Raw genomic sequence first — 13,912 nt, forward strand, 5'->3', positions numbered from 1 at the left:
GACCTCGGGCCACGGGCAGAGTCGAGGGTATGGGCTGGACGCACGACTACCGTGACGTGGCACGCAACCGCCGCAGCAGTGCCGCTGCCGTGGGTACGCGGGACAGGGGCACTCCCGACCTCCGGGGCGGCGGGCCCGCGGGTCCCCCGCACCCGGACTCCGCGCACCCGATGGGCATCCCCCGCATCCTGCGCCGCAGAGCGCGGTGGATGTCCGCCCGGCTGCGCCATCCCCGCGGCTGACCCGCCGACGGCGGGCACCACACGGAGTCCGTGCCGGTACCCGCCGCCTTCCGGGTGGTTCAGATCGCGCACCCCTGGGTGTCGACGGGCCGGGTGGCCTGCCGCCCCTTGGTGACGTCCTGACGGACCTCGTCGGCGGTGAGCGCGTAGCCGGTCTGCGCATCGTCCAACGACTTGGCGAAGACCACGCCGTAGACCTCGCCCCGCGGGGTGAGCAGCGGACCGCCGGAGTTGCCCTGCCGCACCGTCGCGTACAGCGAGTACACATCGCGGGCGACCGTGCCCCGGTGGTAGATGTCCGGGCCGTTGGCCTGGATACGGCCGCGGATACGGGCCGAGCGGACGTCGTAGCCGCCGTTCTCCGGGAAGCCCGCGACGATGGCGCTGTGGCCGCTCTGCGCGTCGGTGCCGGTGAACTTCAGCGCGGGCGCCCGCAGCGCCGGGACGTCGAGGACCGCGATGTCCCGCTCCCAGTCGTAGAGCACGACCTTGGCGTCGTACGTGGTGCCCTCGCCGCCGATCTGCACGGTCGGTTCGGAGACGCCGCCGACGACGTGGGCGTTGGTCATCACGCGGTGCGGCGCGAAGACGAAGCCGCTGCCCTCCAGGACCTTGCCGCAGCTGGGCGCCGTGCCGACGACCTTGACGATGCTCTGCCGGGCGCGCCCCGCGACGGGGCTGTGCGCCAGCTTCGGGTCGGGCGCCGGGACGGAGGTGATCGGCTCGTTGGAGAACGGCGTGAAGACCTGCGGGAAGCCGTTCTGCGCGAGCACCGCGGAGAAGTCCGTGAACCACGTCGTGGCCTGCTGCGGCATCACCCGCGAGACGCCCAGCAGCACCTTGGAGTTGCGGACCTCCTTGCCGAGCGTCGGCAGCGACGTACCGGCCAGCGCGGAACCGATCAGCCAGGCCACCAGCAGCATCGCCACGACGTTGACGAGCGCGCCGCCGGTGGCGTCCAGCGCCCGCGCCGGTGACCAGGTGATGTGGCGGCGCAGCTTGTTGCCCAGATGGGTGGTGAGCGCCTGGCCGACCGAGGCGCAGATGATGACGATGGCGACGGCGGCGATGGCCGCGAAGGTGCCGGGGGTGGCGTCGTCGGTGACCTCGTTCCAGATGACGGGGAGTACGTAGACCGCGATCAGGCCACCGCCGAGGAAGCCGAGCACGGACAGGATGCCGACGACAAAGCCTTGCCGATAGCCGACGATCGCGAACCACACGGCGGCGACCAGCAACAGGATGTCCAGGACGTTCACGCCGGACACCGTCTCACGCGCTCCGGTCCAGCGGGACCTGCTTCGTGCGGTCCCACGGAATCTCCCACCCGGCGAAGTGCAGCAGGCGGTCGATGACCCCGGCGGTGAAACCCCAGACCAGGGCCGACTCGACGCGGAACGCCGGACCGGTGTGCCCCAGCGGATGGCGGGCCGTCACCCGGTGGGCCGGGTCCGTGAGATCCGCCACGGGAACCGTGAACACCCGGGCCGTCTCCGCCTGATCGACCGCGCCGACCGGGCTGGGCTCGCGCCACCAGCCGAGCACCGGCGTCACCACGAAGCCGCTGACCGGGATGTAGAGCCGCGGCAGCACACCGAAGACCTGCACGCCCGCCGGGTCGAGCCCGGTCTCCTCCTGCGCCTCCCGCAGCGCGGCCCGCACCGGACCGCTGCCCTCCGGGTCGCCGTCCTCCGGGTCGAGCGCGCCCCCGGGGAACGAGGGCTGCCCGGCGTGCGAGCGCAGCGTCCCGGCGCGCTCCATCAGCAGCAGCTCGGGCCCGCGGGCGCCCTGCCCGAAGAGGACCAGGACCGCGGACTGGCGACCGCCGTTCTCGGGCGGCAGGAAGCGGCTGAGCTGGTGCGGCTCGACGGTCTGCGCCGCCCGGACGACCGGGTCCAGCCACTCCGGCAACCCCTCGGTGGACACCCGCGCCTGCGGGAGCCGCCCGGCACCGGGGGCCTCGGGCGCGGCGGGCGGTGTGCCGGGGCCGGGCGGGGCCGCCGGGCCGTCGCCGGGCAGGGTCCGGCCGCTCTCCGGGGCGGCGGGCCGCCCCTCCCCGGCCCGGTCGCCGGTCCGTTCGCCGTACTGCTCCCGTGCACTCGTCATACGCGCCCCCTCAAGGCCCTGGTTCGGTGTGCGGCGCCCGGCGGTGGGCCACGCGGCCCGCCGCCGGGGCCGCGGGTGCGGCCCGTACCGCCGGTGCGGCGGTGGCCGGTGTCATGAGGCCGGGGCCCCCAGCGGGGGCGCGGGCCGACCGGGAAAACCGGCGGGCGGGTTGAGCCGCTGCCCCGGCTGCCCGCCCAACTCGTACTTGAGCAGCTTCTTCGCCTTCTCCGGGTCGGTCTCGCCCTCGCCGTACGACGGGCAGAGCGGGGCGATGCCGCAGGCGCCGCAGGCGGGCTTGCGGGAGTGGCAGACGCGGCGGCCGTGGAAGACGACGCGGTGCGACAGCATCGTCCACTCACTCTTGGGGAAGAGCGCGGCGACATCCGCCTCGACCTTCTCCGGGTCCTCCTGGGTGGTCCAGCCGAAGCGGCGCGCCAGCCGTCCGAAGTGGGTGTCGACGGTGATGCCGGGGACGCCGAACGGGGTGCACACTTTAGCACCATGGCTCTGACCTGCGGTTACGCTCTTCTCGCAGGCACACGCGTTACCAAGGACCACAAAGGCGGTCTTCCGCCCAACCCCTGGTAGCTTGACCATCTCCTCAAGCGTCCCCGGCACGCGCCCGCCGTGGTCGTGGACGATGACAGCGGCCAATTTCGTGATGCTTCGCGTCTTCGCCCTGAAGAATCCCGTGGGCCGGATCAGCTCCTCAACCTCCGCCGGGTCCGCCCCGGCCAGGTCCACGGGCTTCGGATACCTCGCGAAGAGTGCAGGGGTCGTCTGGTTTACGCGAAGGTCCGTGGTCTGCGCGGAGAGCACCGTCGCGACGAGAAGTTCCCAGGCGTTGCGGAAGTCGAGTTCGCAATGTGCGTAGGGGTAGATCTCCGCCAGGGCGCGGTTGATCTTGAACGCGCGGCGCTTGAGCGCCAGCGGAGTTTCTGACCGTCGGCTCACCATGGCGTACAGCCTACGGTCCGGGGCTGACACGGAACGCGCGAAGCCCCGCTCAGCTGTATGTAGCGGCTGAGCGGGGCTGGGTTGGCTAGAAGGGGCGCCAGAAGGGGCTACATGCCCCGCTCCAGCTCTCCGGGCATCGGGCCGGGGGTGAGGTCTGCCGCGTGGGTCGGGCACGCCCACAGGGTCGCTCCGGAACCGCTGGCGCTCTCGATTCGCCGGACGGGGACAGGGGCAGTGGTCACCGTGCGGCACTTCACGCACAGGGCGACGTGGCCGAAGCCAGAAGGCAGGGTGAGTCCTTCGCGCGTCATGCCGCCGCTCCGCTAATCACGGGGGCGTACGTGGGGTGTGGTGCTCCGGGGTAGTCGTAGTCGATGCCGATGAGGGCGAAAGCGGCGGCGTACCTGCGCTCACGCTGGATGGGCGACAGGGTGAGCGTGGTCTCCTCTTCCCCTTCCGGGCGGAAGATCGCACGGACCTGCGCGCTACTGGGCCCCGTCCAGGGGCGGGACCAGGGGTTCGCGGGGGCGTCGGAGGCGGGGGCGAGCGGGGGCTCCTGGGTGCGGAGGTGCCTCTCCGTGTGCCGTCCCGGCGTCCTGCTGAGCAGAGAGGCGGCCCGCTTCAGTGCGTGCGCGATAAGGTTCCGCATGTCTACAGCTCCTTGTGTTTTAGCTGTTGGCCATGCCCCGGGATGGATAAAGGCGGGTACCAGCCGCCTCCGTCGCCGGGGTTTCGTGAGCGACGTTAGACGAACTTGTATACCTACGTCTACATGCGTATTAAGACGCATGGAGACACGCATGTGAGAACCTAGACATCTGTTCTTGCCTAGGCTTGCGGTCATGCCCGAGATCGACCACGAGTCGCCCACGCCGGTGTACCGGCAGATCGCCGCTTTGATCGTCAAGGAGATCGAGAGTGGCGCCCTTCCGGTAAACCGGAAGATCCCTTCTGAGTCTGCCTTGACTCAGCGCTTCGGCGTGGCCCGGACTACGGCGCGCCATGCGGTCGCGCATCTCCGGGAAGAAGGCTGGGTCTTCACTGTCCCCCAGCGCGGGACCTTCGTTAAGGAACGGGCCGGCGCGGACGACGACTAGGGCTCGGCTGCCCGGAAGCGGGCCCGGACGGTCACTTCCGAAAATCCGGATGTGGCCCCGGGAACATCCCCGCAACGCGGGGTGGACAAGACCATGCGGCCTTTAGCGGCGTCGGTGAAGGGACCATCCCCGCCAGCGCGGGGCCATGTACGGGTAGTCATGGTGAACCCCCGCGATTCCGGGACATCCCCGCGACGGCGGGGTGGTCGCGACTTCGACCCGCGTGTAATACGCGTAGTTCGATACATCCCCGCAGCGCGGGGAGCGTCAGCTTCGGATGAGTGCGTGACGCTCGTCGGGGCGACGGAACGCCGGGCCCGCCCGGACAACGTGCACGGCCCCGCCCATGAATCTCGGGCGGGGCCGTTCCGGCTCTAGCGCCGCAGGTTCCGGGACTCGTTCAGCTTCCGCAACGCTGCGTTGAGCGTCGGCCGGTGGCCGGGGCAGGGACGTTCAGCGGGGAGTGCCGCGACCTTCCAGCACGTCATGCAGCGCAGCACCCCGGGGTGCTCCGGGTCGCTCTCCACGCTGCCACTGCACCGGGGGCACTCCTGCATGACGACTCCCTACGCCGCTACGTCGAACTCTCCCAGCTTGGCACCGCTGAGGAAGTCGGCCCACTCCTCCGCGGTGAACTCGACCGCCCGGCCGGTCACGGAGCTACGAACGACCACGGTGCCGGGGACGTTGGTCGCGACCTCCACGCACCGGGGGTCGTTGTTGTTGTACTGACATGCGCTGGACGTACGGAACTCGAAATCGGGGACGGCGCTCATGTGCTTCTCCCTGTCTTCTTCGGTTCGCTTCACCGTGTGCCCGCCCTGATTCAGGGGGCGGGCCCCGCCCGACCGTCATGCGGACGACGGGCGGGGCCTTGCGCTACTGCTGCGCGGTCTCGCGTAGGCAGTCGAGGCAGACCCAGCGTGCTCTTGCGATCAGGCGGGTGCGGTCTTTCGGGTGCTTGCCGCACCATTCGGACGCGCCGGCCCGGTCGGGTAGATCACGCTTGATCAGCATGCCGATGCGCTGTCGGTTGGTCGGCGGTTCGTCAGAGAACGGTGCCGGTTCACTGCTCGTCATCGTCGCTCGTGGTTTCTTCGGGTTCGGGCTCGCTGGCTACCACGGTCTCATTCTCGAATACGTCGTAGCCGTTCACGTTCTCCTTGGGCATCTTTGCCACCCCCTTTCCTCCTCGAATTCCTGTGCGGTGGCCTTGCGTTGGGTGCGGGTGAAGGTCTCCAAGGGGCGTGTGCCGCAGTGCGGGACTCGCTACTGTGGCGCTGTATGGAGCGCCCCTTCATCTCCCCCGATTCGGACCATCTGGCGTGCGGCATCTGTCCGGCGAAGCGGTTCCCGCGCGAGGGGTTCGTGATCTACGACCGCCCGACCCGGGAATGTCCGTTCAACCCTGCTGACGGATACCGCTACACGTCCGACGGGACACCGGCCTGCGTTCACCCCCACAAGGTGGGGCTTGAACCAGACCGGATCGCGCCGCCCCCGGTTCGAACGGAGCTGGAGGCGGCGGACCCTGCCCCGACGACTAAGCGGCGGCGCCCAAGGGGATGGCTACCTTTTTTCCGCGCTCGGTGACGCCGATACCGGCGTACACGGTGTCCAGGACGCGGCGGCGGCGTTCGGTCTCGTCGGCCCCGATCCAGAACCGTGCGTTCAAGGTGCCGAACGCCTGCCGGTAGACCTGGTGGGTGTAGTCGCCGTGGTCCCACGCGGTGTTGCCGTGTTCCATGTCCGTCATGTGTACGAACTGGATTCCGTGACGCTGCATCATCCGCGTCAGCAGGGAGAACTGCGCCATCATGGCGTGCGTCATGGTGTCCACCGCTACGGGCAGCGGGAGTTCCGCCGCACGCTCGTTGCCGTCGGTGAGGTCCCACACCGCCGACTTGATCGCCATGGCGCGGACTGCCTCGATGAAGAGCCCCGGCGCGTCGGCTACGGCGTCGTAGTCCGTGATGATCGGGTACCCGTAGAAGTCGTCCCAGTCGGACGAATACTGGGAGACCGCCTTTTCTAGACGCCCGATTTCCGGGTCACCCATCAGGGACGCGTGGATTTCGCGGGCGCGCTCCGCCACCCTTTCCGGGGTGGGTCGGCTGATGATTTTGTTCACGTCGTGCACTCCTTTGATGGTGGTGCATTCGGCTACCGACCGCCCGACTGCCGCTGTCCTTTAGACAGTCGGGCGGAGTCCCTTTGCCCGGACTCGAACCGGGGTCACCTGAACCTGCAACCTTGTCTCCAGATTGCGGGTTTTCAGGGCTCTTCCTGACTGAGCTACAAGGGGTGGGAGTTCCAGGGCCCGGCCGCCGCACTATTCGGCGGCCGGGCGGAATCTCTCAGTTATTTTCTTCCCGATGATTGGCGGCGAGGCGGGCGGCAGTCACGTCGGCAATCACTTTGTTCGCCTCACGGTCACTGTCGCTGATGCTCGGGTCATGCAGCTGGTTGCGCGCGGCGCCGAGTTCCCTGATGGAGTCGAACAATTCGTCATCACTCATCGGATTACTCATGCGGTTCTCCCGTACCATTTCCTGAAGACGCGGAGGGGTCCAGGCACCTCTCCAGTTGGTCAAGTGCTTCGTTGACTGCCTTTGTCATCCTCACCGCATCGTCAAGATCGACACGGCCGATCTTGATGTAGTAACGAGGCTTAGGCTCACACTTGTCACAAGGGAGATGAATCCCGATGTCGTCGAAATCGATACCAATCCGCCGAAGGGCATTCACGAAATCTGTGGCTACATCCTTGGCGTCTTCGTGATCACTGTCGTTCCAGTACCCGCTATCGACGGGTGGGAGGTAATCCATGCGGCTACGCCTTTCGCTTACCAACGGGGGACCACGGGACGCTAGGGCTGGCCTGCGTGCACATACGGCACGCGGTTCTTCCCGCCTGCACCGCCCTTTTGAGCGAACGGACTTCAATGCACGTCGCCAGGTTTCCTAGCATGGGACAGTTCACCGACCGGTGATACGCCTTCGCGCCCGGAACCACGAATACCGAAGTCGTGATCTCCTGCCCGCTCACAACTCCCCCTGGCGCGGAGCCTGGGGCGTGCTTTTGATTCGGCCCCACATCCGCATTAGCAGGTCCAGATGCCGTGCGTCTTGCACATGGACTTGAGCTTCACGGCGCCTCGTTCTCCGGTCACGATTTCCGTTGGAATGGGGTTTGTGCACGCGGGGTCTACTCATCTCTTTCGCTCTCCAGGATCTGAACGTCATGAAGCCACTGCCCAGGGCCGTTCGCGTTGCGTGCCCGCTGGAAAATTGATGTGTCGCGGGGCCGCCCACCGCCCTGTGAGCGGCCCCGCTCCCACCGGCATGGCCCAGTCCGGCGGGGGCCTTTCCGTACCGCCTACGGGGGGTATGCGGCGGTCGGAAAGGAGTTTCGTTAAGTCGCCAGGCAGTCCGGGCAGTTGACCGCGCGGAGCCATTCCGTGACGCGTTCGCCATCCCCGGCGCCGCATTTGGGGCGGGGGTCGGCGTCGTCGGTGAGTTCGTGGACGGTCATCACGTCGTTGCTGACGGTTCCGGCGCGGGGCGCCGTCCCTGCCGTGCTCATCGCTCTCTCCACGGGTCGTCGGCCACTACGTACAGCGCGTGGGCCAATCCGCCGATCCGGTGGACCATCCCCTGGGGCTCCCCGATAGGACTTTCGTCGGCCGGCTGGCGAAACGGCCATACCGTGAGCACGAAGGCGACGCCTTCGTCCGTGGCGCTGATGATCAGCGGGTCCCCCGCCTTAATGTGCGCCTGTGCCACCCGGTCAGCGTGGGGGTTGGCGGCCCAGCCTCGAAGATCAAAACGGCGAGCGGTTCCCGCCACCTCCGTCTGAACCTCGGAGGTTTCGTTGAGTTGGTCAGCCAGTCGCCGCGCCCATCCGTGCGCCCACCGGGCGGCAAGGAGTGAGGAGTCTGTGCGCTGCACGTCGATCACCCGGTACACGCGGTCTGTGCCGTCGTCCGGGTCCCACCCGGAGCGCAGCTCCCCGTAGAAGGCAGTCACGAGACTTCACCCCGACTCCGCGCGTTCACACGGGCGGTTACGGCGTGCAATCGCTCCATGGCCGTGGTCGGCCGAGTCTCCGACGGGGCCACGGTCCACACGTCCCCGCCAGCCACGGGCGCCAGTTCCCAGCGCCCGGCGATCTCGCACCGGAAGATGCCGACCCACCTACGGCTGACATCCATCACGAGCGTTCCGGGGGACGGCGCGGAATGCACAGCGTGCAACGAGTTCGTGGGTGGCGTCGGTGTAGTCATGGCGTCCTTAGCCTTCGCTGGAGGGGGCTGGCGTGTGGGACTTGGGGACGACATCAACTCTGGGGGAAACGGACGTACGTGGGGAAGGTCTGACCCCATGCCATTGGGCACGGCATAATGCGGCAACCGACATGGCATACCGGGGAGTTGAACACATGAGCGAAGGGGCGACCCAGGAGCGCGCGCCGAAAAATAGCGCCGTGTACTTCGGGGAGGAGGTCAAGGCGTTAAGGGAGTCAATGGGACTCTCTCAGGACGATTTCGCGGTCCAACTGCACTACAACCAAGGTCAAGTAAGCAAGGTTGAAAGCGGGTCGGTACTGGCCTCCAAAGCATTCGCCACCGCCATGGATCGCGTGGCGGGAACACCAGGTGTTTACCTACGTCTTCGGAACAAGCTGTCCAAGCAGGGGCACCCAGATTGGTTCGTCCCGTACATCGCACTGGAGGAATCAGCTAGCGGCGTGACGGACTACTCGTGCACGTTTCTGATGGGGCTGTTGCAGACGCCGGAGTACGCGGCGGCCGTCATGCGCGCGGCTTTCCCCCGCGCATCCGATGAGTGGATCAAAGAGAACGTTGAACTCCGGATGCGACGACAGGCGGTGTTGGATCGGGAAGATCCTCCGTTGCTCTGGGTCATCGTGCACGAAGCCGTCCTGCGCGCTGTCGTTGGCGGAGTTGCTGTCATGGTGAGCCAGCTCGAACACCTCACGGTGCTCATGAAGTCGCCACACGTCACGATCCAAGTGCTCCCCTACAAGGCGGGTGCCGCTCCATCCCACCTGCCCTTTACGCTGCTCTCGTTGGACGGGAAGCCCCACGCCGTCTACACCGAGACGCCAACCCATGGCGGACAGGTGGACGAGACACCGAGCGTGGTGGCCTCTGCGGTCGGCATGTTCGACCGGCTACGCATGGCGGCGCTCTCCGATGAAGAGTCGCGTCTCTTTATTCGCAAGATCATGGAGGACCACACGACATGAGCAACGCACCCGCTCCTGAGCCCCTGTACTGGGTCAAGAGTTCATACAGCGGCGGGCAGGGCCAGTGTGTCGAGTGGGCACCCGACCATGCTGCCACCACCGGTGAGTTCAAGGTCCGGGACTCCAAGGACCCCCACGGCCCGCACCTCACCCTGACGGCTGGAGCCTTCACCGGGCTGGTGACCTTCGCGAAGTCTCACGGCTGACCCCGGCGTACTCGCACCCAGCCACCTTCGGCCCGCTCAGCGCAGCACGCCAAGAAGCCCCGTCACCCTCTCGGGTAACGGGGCTTCGTCATGAGGTCATGCGGCCATGGGGGTGCACGCGGGCTCGTCCTGCCAGACGACCCAGGGGGCACCGACGGGAACGAGCCGACCGGAGTGCGGGGAGATGGACCATTCGTGGATGCCGGCGGGTCCACCCGTGGCGTACCGGTACGCGACCAATCGGAAGTGCCTCACTTCCTTCGGGGCGACGTTCGCCACGGCGACGGCGAGCACGTACAACGAGCGCTCCAGCTCGTGTGCGTTGCCGATGTAGTCGGGCATCGGCGGGAACTCATCACCGGCCTTTTTCCAAACCCAGCGGTTTGTTTCCACCCACCGAGGGACCTCAACGCGGATCTCCACGGTCGGCCCACCCCCTGAAATCACGGACACAACAACCCCCTACTGCCTACTGCGCCAGTCCGAATAGCACAGGTTTTCGACAGTAACACCCCGGTGAAGCATATGCATATGGGGTATTTCAAGATCTTCAAGGGGTATCAAAACGCACTTACTGGACATACTCCATGGTCTGAACCGGAGTCCATGCACCGAGATTCAACTACAGCGCGCTTGGTTTGTTTCTACCAGACATTTCCCCCTGCGGGAGACTCCGAAGCCCCCCTCCGGGTCAGGCGGGCAGCCATGGCGGCAGCCAGCTCCTCCGCCTCTTCCGGGGTCTGCGCCACGGCCTTGATCCACCGCTTACCGAACGCCTTGAGCCCCTTGGAGCGGGCTTCGCGCACGGCCTTCGCGGTCGTGCCCATGTCGGCGGCAAGCTCGTCGTCCGCCGTCTTGCCATAGAACGGGACGGGGTCGATGCCGAAGGTTCCGCGCAGCACGTACGCCTGACCGTCGCCCATCGTGTCCAGCAAGCCATGGACGAGACAGCGCTTGACCCGCTCCGCTTCACGGGAAACGTCATCAGCGGTCACCAGCTCGTCCGGGACGCCGTACGTGGACGTGCCCGGCTCGCACGGCTCGTCCGTGTCTTCGGCGCCCGGGGCCGGGGTGTCCAGGGAGTCCGCCCCCTGGTAGGCAAGACGGGCCGCGTGGGCACGGTCCGCGCTCAGCCGACGCCCCGCCGGGGGAACGGTCTGGCACAGCTTCTCAGCAAGGAACGGGTCACCCCCGGCCCGGTCCAGCATCGAAAGGAACGTTTTTGCAGCGTCCGGGTCCACACCCTGGTTCCGCTCCGCGCGGGTCGCGCCCAGGAGCATGGTCTCCACGGTGGCGTACGCGAAGCCCAGGAAGTCCGTGGTCACGCTCTCGTCAAACCGCGTGAGGGCTTCCCAGACCGCTATGCGCCCCATCTGTTCGAACTCGTCGCGGTAGTCGTCGTGGCGCGGGCCGGACTCCGCCATGCGACGGGCCGCCTTCCGGGCGAGAACCGCTATCCGCGATTCAGTGGTTTCGATGACCGCCGTCGTGGCCTCAAGGTCGTTGGCCTGGGCGGCGCGGACGGTCGAAAGTGCAAGCGTGCTGGACACGGGCGGGCTCTCCTTGGCTTGGCTCACCCGTGGTCTGGTGAGCCGATTGCCCGGAGAGGGCCGAACCGTCGTGCACAGCTATTGAGCTGCGGTTATGCCTGTTTCTGGGTGCACGAAGCCCAGGGCATTTCTGAAAAATGGCACGGCGAATCAAGCCCCCTGCCGGGGGGGGTTGACGCGGGGCTTGATCAGTGCCGTACGTCGGAACGGTTAGTTGGTGGCGCCGGCGGTCGGTGCGGAACGTCGGCGGATTTCACGGGCTTAGATCCGCGAGTGCCGAGCGCAGATGCGGTCAGGGAACTGGACGTGACCCGGGTTCCGTCGCGGGGATGACACCGGCGCGCGACAGGTAACGGCATCGAAATGCAACGGGGTCAAGCGACTCGCGTGAGTCGCTTGAATCGGCAGCGCCTGGCCCCCTCCCCGGGCGGGGGACGGGGCCAGGCGCCGGTCAGTAATCCGCGCCGTAGAGGCTGCCCCAGCTCCGTCCGCCGATTTCGGCTTCGGCCGTGATCGGGACGCCGTACAGATCGAAGGTCATTGCCTTCTCAACCGCGCGGGCCGCATCTGCCGCGTCTTCACGCGGAGCCGAAAGGAGGGCTTCGTCATGGATCGGGAGCTTGAGCATGTCCAGGAGCCCCGCCTCCTCGATGTTGAGGAGCGCTTGCCCCAGGCAGTCCCGGGCCACCGACTGGCAGGCGTAGTTGACCACCGCGTAAGTACGGTCCCGGTCCAGCGGCAGGCGGCGCCCTGTCGCGGAGACGAAGACCATGCCGGACTCGTACGCTTCCCGCTGCCACCGGCGGGACGCGCGCTTGATCTCCGGATACAGCCGGTCGTACTCCGCGAAGGCGCGGGCCATGGCCTCTTCACTGGCCCCGGTCTGGCGGGCGGCCGTGCGGACGCCTCCGCCGTAGACCTTCGAGAACCCGGCGCCTTTCATGACCTTGCGGTCCGACTCCGTGGCCCCCGCTCCCCGGACGAGCCGGGCCGTGAACCAGTGGATGTCTTCCCCGGCAAGGAAGCCCTCCCGCATCCGTCGCACGTCCGCCAGGGCGGCAAGGACGCGCATCTCAACGGCGCTGAAGTCGCACGAGATCATGACGTGACCGGGGTCCGCGAGCAGGGCCCGCCGGATCATCTGGTCTGAGCTGGGCAGGGTCTGGAGCGCGGGCCGGGTCACGGACATGCGCCCCGTCCGGGCCGCCATGGAATGCACGAAGGGGTGACACCGTCCCCCGGCGTCCATGACCTCAAGGAAGGTGTCCGCGTAGGACGCGCGCCACTTCCCGGCCCGCTTCGAGCGGATCACGGCTTCGGCCAGGGGGTTGGGCGTCCGACCGTTCAGGCGCTCACCCTGAAGGCTCAGGTCCGCCAGGGCGGAGAGGACCGCCTTGTCCACCTTCAGGGCGCCACTCCCGGTGCGCTCCGTCAGGCGCTCGCCCATGCCAACGAGCGCTTCGGCCAGGGTCCGGGTGCTGTTGACGTTCTCGACGCCGTACCGGCGGGCCACGTCGGCGTAATGCTGCTCCTCGTACGTCAGGTTGGCCCGCAGCTCCTGTACGTAGCTCTCGTCCACGACCATGCCCGCGCGCTGCATGTGGGTGCAGATCCGCGCTATCTCGTGTTCGTACTGGACGAGTTCAGGGCGCACGCCCAGGCGGTCCAGCTCCCGCGTGAGGATGGGGTCCAGGCGGGCCGTGAGGATCACGTCCAGCCCCGCGTACAGGTTGTAGGTGGGGTGGTCCAGGGGGATGCCGGCCCAGCCGGTGGCCGTCGTCAGGCCCAGGCTCCGGAAGATCTGGGTGAGGTCCCCTTGCGTGTCCGGGGCGGAGGGGTCCACGTAGTGGGCGGACAGGGGCTTGAGGCCCGTGCCGATGCCGCCTTCCTGGGGCTGCCTGGGGTCCAGGAGCCCGGCCTTGAGCCGGGTGTCCGTGGTGCGCGGTGCGAGCACTTCGAGCGGCGCCCCGGCGTGCTCGTCCAGAACAGCCCAGTCGAAGGGGGCGTTGTGAATCTGGAAGCGGTCTACGCGGCGCAGTGCCGCGCGGGCGGCGGACTGGAAGGCGGGCCCGCGTTCCCAGTGGATGACCCAGGCGTCCCGCTCGTCCCCGAACTGGACGGTCCGGAGGCGGTAGCCGGGGCTGTAGATGTCCAGCCCGCTCGTCTCCGTGTCGAGTGCGACGGGGCCCCGGCGGTTGGCGCGGGCAAGCCAGGAGCTGAAGCGGGTGAAGTCTTCGCGGGTCTGGGGCACGTGGACGGTGACGGTGTCCCCGGCCACCGCGTGGCGGTAGGTCTGCAAGGTCTCTCCCCGTGAACGGGGGCAGAGTCCGCCCGGCGCGCACGAAGGGCAGGAGCCCACCCGGTCGTTCTGGGCGGGCCCCTGCCCGTGCTGTGCGGTTGTCCGGTCAGTCCATGAGCCGCCGGAACGCTTCGAATGCCTGGGCGGGGACAACTCCGTTGCCCAGCGCCTTGAGTTGGTGCT

17 protein-coding genes and 1 tRNA gene are annotated in these 13,912 nt (G+C 67.7%); 4 read left to right on the plus strand and 14 right to left on the minus strand.

The window, feature by feature from the left end; genetic code table 11:
* Positions 1-29 precede the first annotated feature (29 nt).
* Positions 30-242, plus strand: a complete 213-nt coding sequence (locus IF23_RS35055) for a hypothetical protein (protein ID WP_078654097.1) — start codon at positions 30-32, stop codon at positions 240-242.
* Between the two features lie 59 nt (positions 243-301).
* Here IF23_RS35055 and IF23_RS0119550 read toward each other — a convergent pair whose 3' ends face one another.
* The 4 genes from IF23_RS0119550 to IF23_RS0119570 form a co-directional block, all read right to left on the minus strand.
* The gene (locus tag IF23_RS0119550) at positions 302-1,501 is read right to left on the minus strand and encodes a MarP family serine protease (RefSeq protein ID WP_030285407.1); all 1,200 of its coding nucleotides are present in this window, start codon (positions 1,499-1,501) and stop codon (positions 302-304) included.
* A 13-nt stretch (positions 1,502-1,514) separates the two neighbouring features.
* Positions 1,515-2,168: an NUDIX hydrolase gene (locus IF23_RS0119555; protein ID WP_030285409.1), complete on the minus strand. Its 654-nt coding sequence runs from the start codon at positions 2,166-2,168 to the stop codon at positions 1,515-1,517.
* A 291-nt stretch (positions 2,169-2,459) separates the two neighbouring features.
* A complete protein-coding gene (locus tag IF23_RS0119560; protein ID WP_051739717.1) occupies positions 2,460-3,335 on the minus strand; it encodes an endonuclease III domain-containing protein in 876 nt (291 codons plus the stop codon).
* Between the two features lie 277 nt (positions 3,336-3,612).
* Entirely contained in the window at positions 3,613-3,954 is a 342-nt protein-coding gene (locus tag IF23_RS0119570) for a hypothetical protein (protein WP_051739718.1), read from the minus strand.
* Positions 3,955-4,147: 193 nt separating this feature from the next.
* Between IF23_RS0119570 and IF23_RS0119575 the strand changes: the two genes are divergently transcribed.
* Positions 4,148-4,402, plus strand: coding sequence for a GntR family transcriptional regulator (locus tag IF23_RS0119575; protein WP_030285417.1), 255 nt, complete (start codon positions 4,148-4,150; stop codon positions 4,400-4,402).
* A gap of 566 nt (positions 4,403-4,968) precedes the next feature.
* Here IF23_RS0119575 and IF23_RS0119585 read toward each other — a convergent pair.
* The 7 genes from IF23_RS0119585 to IF23_RS0119610 all read right to left on the minus strand — a co-directional run bounded on the left by IF23_RS0119585 (position 4,969) and on the right by IF23_RS0119610 (position 8,431).
* Positions 4,969-5,178: a DUF397 domain-containing protein gene (locus IF23_RS0119585; protein WP_030285420.1), complete on the minus strand. Its 210-nt coding sequence runs from the start codon at positions 5,176-5,178 to the stop codon at positions 4,969-4,971.
* A gap of 103 nt (positions 5,179-5,281) precedes the next feature.
* Positions 5,282-5,482 carry a hypothetical protein gene (locus IF23_RS34075; RefSeq protein ID WP_157848038.1) on the minus strand — a complete coding sequence of 67 codons (201 nt, stop codon included), beginning with the start codon at positions 5,480-5,482 and terminating at the stop codon, positions 5,282-5,284.
* Between the two features lie 463 nt (positions 5,483-5,945).
* Positions 5,946-6,533, minus strand: coding sequence for a hypothetical protein (locus IF23_RS0119595; RefSeq protein ID WP_245655034.1), 588 nt, complete (start codon positions 6,531-6,533; stop codon positions 5,946-5,948).
* A 78-nt stretch (positions 6,534-6,611) separates the two neighbouring features.
* A tRNA-OTHER gene (locus IF23_RS34080) sits at positions 6,612-6,707 on the minus strand.
* Positions 6,708-6,759: 52 nt separating this feature from the next.
* Positions 6,760-6,933 carry a hypothetical protein gene (locus tag IF23_RS34085; RefSeq protein ID WP_157848039.1) on the minus strand — a complete coding sequence of 58 codons (174 nt, stop codon included), beginning with the start codon at positions 6,931-6,933 and terminating at the stop codon, positions 6,760-6,762.
* A gap of 884 nt (positions 6,934-7,817) precedes the next feature.
* The gene (locus IF23_RS34090) at positions 7,818-7,988 is read right to left on the minus strand and encodes a hypothetical protein (RefSeq protein ID WP_157848040.1); all 171 of its coding nucleotides are present in this window, start codon (positions 7,986-7,988) and stop codon (positions 7,818-7,820) included.
* Positions 7,985-8,431: a hypothetical protein gene (locus IF23_RS0119610; RefSeq protein ID WP_030285424.1), complete on the minus strand. Its 447-nt coding sequence runs from the start codon at positions 8,429-8,431 to the stop codon at positions 7,985-7,987. Before IF23_RS0119610 ends, IF23_RS34090 begins: the two co-directional genes overlap by 4 nt.
* Before the next feature lie 412 nt (positions 8,432-8,843).
* Between IF23_RS0119610 and IF23_RS0119620 the strand changes: the two genes are divergently transcribed.
* The gene (locus IF23_RS0119620; protein ID WP_030285428.1) at positions 8,844-9,674 is read left to right on the plus strand and encodes a helix-turn-helix domain-containing protein; all 831 of its coding nucleotides are present in this window, start codon (positions 8,844-8,846) and stop codon (positions 9,672-9,674) included.
* Positions 9,671-9,880 (plus strand): DUF397 domain-containing protein, encoded by a 210-nt coding sequence (locus tag IF23_RS0119625; RefSeq protein WP_030285430.1) that lies wholly within the window; start codon positions 9,671-9,673, stop codon positions 9,878-9,880. The genes IF23_RS0119620 and IF23_RS0119625 overlap by 4 nt, the downstream gene beginning before the upstream one ends.
* A 96-nt stretch (positions 9,881-9,976) precedes the next feature.
* Here IF23_RS0119625 and IF23_RS0119630 read toward each other — a convergent pair whose 3' ends face one another.
* The 3 genes from IF23_RS0119630 to IF23_RS0119640 all read right to left on the minus strand — a co-directional run bounded on the left by IF23_RS0119630 (position 9,977) and on the right by IF23_RS0119640 (position 13,729).
* A complete protein-coding gene (locus tag IF23_RS0119630; RefSeq protein ID WP_030285432.1) occupies positions 9,977-10,222 on the minus strand; it encodes a hypothetical protein in 246 nt (81 codons plus the stop codon).
* A gap of 302 nt (positions 10,223-10,524) precedes the next feature.
* Positions 10,525-11,430: a sigma-70 family RNA polymerase sigma factor gene (locus IF23_RS32160; RefSeq protein WP_051739720.1), complete on the minus strand. Its 906-nt coding sequence runs from the start codon at positions 11,428-11,430 to the stop codon at positions 10,525-10,527.
* A 451-nt stretch (positions 11,431-11,881) separates the two neighbouring features.
* The gene (locus IF23_RS0119640) at positions 11,882-13,729 is read right to left on the minus strand and encodes a DNA polymerase (RefSeq protein ID WP_030285435.1); all 1,848 of its coding nucleotides are present in this window, start codon (positions 13,727-13,729) and stop codon (positions 11,882-11,884) included.
* Positions 13,730-13,912 lie beyond the last annotated feature (183 nt).

Source organism: Streptomyces catenulae (genome assembly GCF_000718015.1).
Taxonomy (GTDB): domain Bacteria; phylum Actinomycetota; class Actinomycetes; order Streptomycetales; family Streptomycetaceae; genus Streptomyces; species Streptomyces catenulae.

Bases quoted from the DNA above. Each gene is read 5' to 3' on its own strand.
- IF23_RS0119570 (WP_051739718.1), bottom strand. From the start codon at position 3,954: ATGCGGAACCTTATCGCGCACGCACTGAAGCGGGCCGCCTCTCTGCTC.
- IF23_RS0119575 (WP_030285417.1), top strand. From the start codon at position 4,148: ATGCCCGAGATCGACCACGAGTCGCCCACGCCGGTGTACCGGCAGATC.
- IF23_RS0119620 (WP_030285428.1), top strand. From the start codon at position 8,844: ATGAGCGAAGGGGCGACCCAGGAGCGCGCGCCGAAAAATAGCGCCGTG.
- IF23_RS34075 (WP_157848038.1), bottom strand. From the start codon at position 5,482: ATGACGAGCAGTGAACCGGCACCGTTCTCTGACGAACCGCCGACCAAC.
- IF23_RS34090 (WP_157848040.1), bottom strand. From the start codon at position 7,988: ATGAGCACGGCAGGGACGGCGCCCCGCGCCGGAACCGTCAGCAACGAC.
- IF23_RS34085 (WP_157848039.1), bottom strand. From the start codon at position 6,933: ATGAGTAATCCGATGAGTGATGACGAATTGTTCGACTCCATCAGGGAA.
- IF23_RS35055 (WP_078654097.1), top strand. From the start codon at position 30: ATGGGCTGGACGCACGACTACCGTGACGTGGCACGCAACCGCCGCAGC.
- IF23_RS0119625 (WP_030285430.1), top strand. From the start codon at position 9,671: ATGAGCAACGCACCCGCTCCTGAGCCCCTGTACTGGGTCAAGAGTTCA.
- IF23_RS0119630 (WP_030285432.1), bottom strand. From the start codon at position 10,222: ATGCCCGACTACATCGGCAACGCACACGAGCTGGAGCGCTCGTTGTAC.
- IF23_RS0119585 (WP_030285420.1), bottom strand. From the start codon at position 5,178: ATGAGCGCCGTCCCCGATTTCGAGTTCCGTACGTCCAGCGCATGTCAG.